4 protein-coding genes are annotated in these 6279 nt (G+C 37.9%); all 4 read left to right on the top strand.

Annotated features, from left to right (window positions below; translation table 11 throughout):
- Positions 1 to 57 precede the first annotated feature (57 nt).
- Genes L647_RS0115960 through L647_RS0115945 form a run of 4 tightly spaced genes read left to right on the top strand, consistent with a single transcriptional unit; the run spans position 58 to position 6226 of the window.
- A complete protein-coding gene (locus L647_RS0115960) occupies positions 58 to 1998 on the top strand; it encodes a TolC family outer membrane protein (RefSeq protein ID WP_024611946.1) in 1941 nt (646 codons plus the stop codon).
- 60 nt (positions 1999 to 2058) lie between these two features.
- On the top strand, positions 2059 to 4197 hold the full coding sequence (locus L647_RS0115955) for a type I secretion system permease/ATPase (protein WP_024611945.1): 2139 nt from the start codon (positions 2059 to 2061) through the stop codon (positions 4195 to 4197).
- Positions 4194 to 5615, top strand: a complete 1422-nt coding sequence (locus L647_RS0115950; protein WP_024611944.1) for an HlyD family type I secretion periplasmic adaptor subunit — start codon at positions 4194 to 4196, stop codon at positions 5613 to 5615. The genes L647_RS0115955 and L647_RS0115950 overlap by 4 nt, the downstream gene beginning before the upstream one ends.
- Before the next feature lie 23 nt (positions 5616 to 5638).
- Positions 5639 to 6226, top strand: coding sequence for a response regulator transcription factor (locus L647_RS0115945; RefSeq protein ID WP_024611943.1), 588 nt, complete (start codon positions 5639 to 5641; stop codon positions 6224 to 6226).
- Positions 6227 to 6279 lie beyond the last annotated feature (53 nt).

Here is a 6279-nt window from a genome sequence, read left to right as displayed (position 1 = left end):
ATTAATGCTACGTTATCGCCTATTTATGGGGAATAACCACACTGTATAGGCTCTGCCTTGCCTAAATACCAAACAGACTGCTGCAAATTTAACCTTGAAAGATCAACAGACCCTAATGCGAATAAAGTAATGCCTCTTACTTACGCATCAAGTAAAGCCATTGAAAATAATCCAGACGTGCAAGAAGCATGGCATGCCTTTAGATCATCCATTTATGGAGTAGACGCAGCAAGATCGGGGTATTTACCAAGTGTTGACGTATCTGCAAGCGCTGGATACGAAAGACGAAACTACGGTACAGAAGATAAATATAATCGAAACACCGCTGAGCTAACCGTTACACAAATGCTTTACGATGGTTTTAGAACGTCTAACACTGTAGATCGTTTTAAGCGCATACAATTAATTAGATATTTTGAATTAATTTCACAAACAGAAAAAACAGCGCTTGAAGCCTCTACTGCATTTTTAGATGTACAAAAGTTTAAAGAATTAGTTGAGCTTGCTGAAGCTAATTTAAAAGAGCACGAATCCGTTTATCAACAGATTGAACAAAGCGTTAGTGCAGGGGTTGCACGTGCTGCCGATTTAGAACAAATAAATGGTCGTTTGTCATTAGCTCAATCAAATGTACTAACCGAATATGCAAACCTACACGATGTGAGCGCACGTTATTTAAGAATTGTAGGAGAGCTTCCTTTACAAGAAATAAAACCAGCAAATTTAAATGAAAGCAATATACCTATTTCTATAAACCAAGCACTCGATATAGCTTACAAAAATAGCCCTGCCTTTTATGCATCTTTGTATAACATAGAAGCGCAAAAAGCGAATGCACAAGCGCAAAAAGCCGCATTTCATCCAAACGTAGATTTGTCAGCTCGTTACGGCACACAAGATAGAGATGAGTTAGGTTTAAACGAAACGCGAACAGAGGCACGAGTAGGTATTGATATTCGCTACAATATATTTAATGGTGGGTTAGATAGCGCCAACTTAGAGCAAGCTTATCAAGACGTTAATATTGCTAAATTTCAAAGAGATAAATCATGTGTTGATATAAGACAGAACCTACAAATTGCTTATAATAATATTTCAATTCTTGAAAATAAGTTACCAGCACTTGATCAACATAGAACCTCTTCAAATAAAGTAAAAATTGCCTACAAAGACCAGTTTGATATAGGACAGCGTACTTTACTTGACGTGCTTGATGCCGAAAATGAGTCTTTTCAATCAAACCGTTCATACACTGTAGCACTTTACGATCGCCAATCGGCAATTTTAACAATGCTAGCAGAAATGGGAAAGTTACTACCCACGCTTAACGTAATGTCTGATAAATACCCAACATTAAAAGAACTAACAGATGACCCAATTGTGCACAATGCAGAAAACCTGTGCCCTAATTACGATGTTGCAGCCACATTAAATAGAAAAGCATTTTTACAAAAAAAGAAAAAACAAGATAACGCCTACATGAGCGTCACAGCTATGCCTAGGTATTTAGATATTCCTATTGAAACCAATAACACTCCCACAACCTTTTTAGATGATGATGGAGATGGCGTACCAAATGAGCAAGATACGTGTCCAAGTACACCATCATCAACTAATGTCGATTTATCTGGCTGTACCCTTTATACAGATACCACCTCGAATGTAGAGATAGGCATTCCTTTCTCTGCAGACTCAAGCGATGTAAGGAGTGAGTACATTCAGGAAATTAGTAGACTTGCTGATTTTTTAAAAGAAAATCCAAATAAAACAGTAGAAATTCAGGGGCATGCATCCCTTGATGGAGAAAAAACATACAACAAAAAACTATCAGAAAAACGAGCTTTTGCTGTAGCAGAAATTCTAATTCAGCAATTTAATATCGACCCCAAGCGCGTTAAATCGTTTGGCTACGGCACAGACCAGCCCCGTATAAACGAAATATCAGTAAGAGCAAATGCAGCTAATCGCAGAATAGAAGCGGTCATTACTGAAGTTTAAGCAAATAGATGTTGTGTAGGCAGTAACTAAATTTATAGTTCTTCATAACTAGGATGGTTTATGGAATTGAATGATGTACTTGATCATGGTGGCATATTAGTCGACTGTTTGGCGGTTTTATGTCGCCATCATGATAAAGACTTTTCTCGGGAGGCATTGCTAAATGGCCTTCCTTTAACAGATGGCACTCTCACGCCATCTGGTTTTGCTCGCGCAGCAATGCGCATTGGTTTTAAATCAAAAGTGGTGAATAAACCACTACAAAAAATAAATACAGCTTTGCTCCCCGCAATTTTAATTTTAAAAGATAATCAAGCCTGCGTAATTACCCACATTAATTTTAAAAATAATAAAGTAAGCGTTATATACCCTGAACTCACAGAGTCTGTGATTGAACAACAAATCGATGAGTTAACTGATAGCAGTGCCAACCTAGTTATTTATGCACAACCTGAATTTGCATTTGATGAGCGAACTCCAGTACTTGAAAAACTATCAAAAGATGGATGGTTTTGGGGCGTTATTAAAGAGTGCCGTTCACTTTATAAGGATGTCATTATTTCAGCCGTTGCATTAGGTGTTTTATCTGTTGCAATGCCACTTTTTGTTATGAATGTTTACGACCGAGTAGTACCAAATCATGCTATTGAAACTCTTTGGGTATTAGCCATTGGTATTTTAATCGCACTGACTGCAGACTTTGTTTTGCGTTTAGTGCGTAGTTATTTTGTAGAACTTGCAGCAAGCAGAATCGATGTCAAAGTATCAGCGGTAATTATGGAACGAGTACTCGGGATGAAGCTTAAAAACCGTCCCTCATCAGCCGGCTCGTTCGCTAGTAACATTCAATCTTTTGAAGCCGTACGTAGCTTTTTTAGTTCAATAACCCTTGTTGCACTAGTCGATTTGCCATTTGTTATATTGTATTTAATTGTGATCGCCATTATAGGCGTCCCGCTTAGTTTACCCATAATTGCTGGTGCACTCATTCTGCTAGCGTATGCAATTGCCGCACATAGAAAACTTGAATCACTATCAGAACAAACAATGAAGGCAAGTTCGATGCGAAACGCAGTGCTTGTAGAAAGCCTAACAAACATTGAAGATGTTAAAAGCTTTCATTCTGAGTGTAAAACCCAATCAATCTGGGAAAAATCGACTATATACATTGCACAAGTAAATGCACAAAGCCGTTTAGTATCAAGCTCAATATCAAATACTGCATCATGGATACAACAATGTGTAGGCGTAATAATTATGATTATTGGCGTACATTTAGTTATTGAAGGCGAATTAACCCAAGGCGGGCTTATTGCTGCTTACTTATTATCATCTCGTGCTATGGGGCCTATTGGTCAATCTGCAGCTGTTTTAGCGCAATATCATCATGCTGCAATTGCAATGCAATCACTTAACGAAATCATGGAAAAAGACGTAGAACGTCCTCCAGGTAAACATTGGTTAAGCCACCCTATTTTAAAAGGTGATATTGAATTTAAAGACGTATGCTTTAAATATTCAGACGAATCTCATAACGCACTAAACGGTGTTAGTTTTAAAATTAAAGCGGGCGAAAAAGTTGCCATTCTGGGGCGTAATGGTTCTGGTAAAAGTACTTTGGAAAAATTAATTTTAGGCTTATACGATCCCTGCTCTGGCTCTATTTTAATGGATAACAATGATATTCATCAGATCGACCCTGCAGAGCTTCGTCACAATATTGGTTATGTTCCGCAAAGTGTTGCGTTATTTTTTGGTACTTTAAAAGACAACCTCACAATAAGTGCATGGCATGCAAAAGATGAGCAAATTATTGAAGCATGTGAACGAAGCCAATTATTCGATTTAATTAACTCTCACCCCGACGGGTTTGATTTACAAGTAGGTGAGCAAGGTCGTCAATTATCTGGTGGACAGCGCCAAACTGTAGGCATGGCAAGAGCACTTATTAATGATCCCCCTATTTTATTATTAGACGAACCCACTTCATCGCTTGATCATAATAGCGAAAGTAAAATCATTAATAATTTAAAAAAATGCTCCAAAGATAAAACCCTATTGGTTGTAACCCATCGTTCCTCGTTGTTGGAATTAGTAGATAGAATCATAGTATTAGATAACGGCAAAGTTGTAGCTGATGGTCCAAAACAAAAAGTAATCGCTGCGTTAAATAACCAGTCAGTGGAGCAAGCCTCATGAGTGATAATAAAAAACCACTTGAACAACGCTCTTTTGAATCTGTTAGCAAAGCGATAGAAGCAAGCAAGCGTGGTAAGCCTTCGGTATTCAATGGCTTATTTAAAGGCTGGTTTTCACCTCCAAACTCACAAGATTGGGTAGTTGATGCCCAGTGGGAAAAAATGCAACAAGAGCCAGCCAGCGCAAGGCTGCTACTTTATTTAATTTGCTTAGCATTCATATGCTTAGTTTTATGGTCTGCTTTTGCTGACCTAGATGAAGTGGCACGTGGAGAAGGAAGAGTGATTCCATCAAATAAATTACAGCTAATACAATCTTATGACGGCGGCATGGTTGAAACAATAAATGTTCGAGAAGGGCAAATTGTTAACGTAGGTGATGTACTTATTAAAATAGATCCCACTCGCTTTATTTCTAGCTTTAGAGAAAACCAATCAAAGGTAGAGTCATTAAGTGCAAAAGTAGCACGTTTACAAGCGCTCACTCAAAAAAAGGATCTTATTTTTACAGATAAAATCATTAAAAATGCGCCTAGAGCGGTACTACACGAGCGCGCTCTTTATTTAAGTAACAGCCAAGAGTTAGATCAACAAATTACTATACAAAAACGTCAGTTAGAGCAGCGCCAACAAGATCATATTGAAGCTAAAGCAGCGCTTCAGCAGCATACAAGCGCTCTTCGTTTAACAAACAGAGAATTAAAAGTAACACGGCCATTGCTTCGTACTGGTGCTATTTCTGATATCGATATTATTCGTTTAGAGCGCCAAATAGTCGATTTAAATGGTGAAATAAACCGAACTAAAGCAGTAATAAATCGTAGCGTATCGGCAATTAATGAAGCTAAAAATAAGGTAACCGAAGTTGAGCTAGCCATGATAAACCGTTGGAGCAACGAGCTCTCAGAAGCTTTATTACGCTTAGATTCTATTAAAGAGACCGAATCTGGTTTAGCCGATAAAGTGACCCAAACCGAAATTAGATCTCCAGTCAAAGGTACAGTACAACGATTACTCGTTAATACCGTAGGAGGTATTTTACAACCAGGGAGTGACGTTATGGAAATTGTTCCTCTTGATGATCAACTTATTGTAGAAGCAAAAATCCCCCCTAAAGACATTGCTTTTTTACGCCCAGGGCAACCTGCAATGATTAAATTTAGTGCCTATGACTTTGCTGTATACGGCGGTTTAGAAGCCGAAGTACTGCATATTAGCGCAGATACAATTACCGATGACCGTGAAAATACATTTTACCTAGTACAGCTAAAAACCACCCGAAATAACTTTTCTAAAGAACTGACTATAATTCCGGGAATGACAACTCAAGTAGATATTATTACCGGTAAAAAAACGGTTCTTGAGTATCTTTTAAAACCAGTGCTAAGAGCAACATCACAAGCAATGACAGAGCGTTAAAATTTTTTAATAATGGAGAAACAATGCGCCAATGCATTTTTATCACTCAATCAGAATTTGAATCCAAGCACTGGTATGGTGCATTTCCTGATTGTATAGTATTAACAAAAGAACCTAATAGAATAGCTGCATCCACTGTTATTTGGATTTTAGCGGGTACACCTAACTGGCTTAACATAGTACAAAAATACACCCAACAACGAATTCCCGTTATCGTCATGACAAATAACTTAGAAATAGACGAGCTAAGAGCTGCACTACAAGCTGGAGCGAGAGGCTATGTAGAAGCACTTGCTAGTAAAGTAATCATTGAACAGGTATTAGAAACTATTTGCTCGGATGCTATATGGATACCAGGGCAACTGCTTTCTAACTTAGTTGGCGCGCTATCAAAAACTAATTTTAACTACAGTCACGACTGTAACCTTGATGTTTTAACTAAACGAGAAAGGCAAGTTGTTGATATAGTTGTAACAGGTGCCACCAACAAGCAAGCCGCTGAATCTCTTAATATTACAGAACGTACAATTAAAGAGCACATGGGTTCTATTTTCAATAAACTAAAAGTAAGAGATCGAATACAGCTAATGCTGGTAGTAAAAGGCAATTGATCACACTCTTTGTGATTAATTAAAAAACAGCTAAAGCAAAACCCTATGCCTTA

Origin of the sequence: Pseudoalteromonas sp. TB64, assembly GCF_000498095.1 — a bacterium.
Classification (GTDB): Bacteria; Pseudomonadota; Gammaproteobacteria; order Enterobacterales; family Alteromonadaceae; genus Pseudoalteromonas.
The sequence above is the reverse complement of the archived record's forward strand: the minus strand, read 5'-3'. Positions and strand labels throughout refer to the sequence as shown.

What these genes read in the sequence shown, in the direction of transcription:
- L647_RS0115955 (WP_024611945.1), top strand. Translation starts at nt 2,059, where the DNA reads ATGGAATTGAATGATGTACTTGATCATGGTGGCATATTAGTCGACTGT.
- L647_RS0115945 (WP_024611943.1), top strand. Translation starts at nt 5,639, where the DNA reads ATGCGCCAATGCATTTTTATCACTCAATCAGAATTTGAATCCAAGCAC.
- L647_RS0115950 (WP_024611944.1), top strand. Translation starts at nt 4,194, where the DNA reads ATGAGTGATAATAAAAAACCACTTGAACAACGCTCTTTTGAATCTGTT.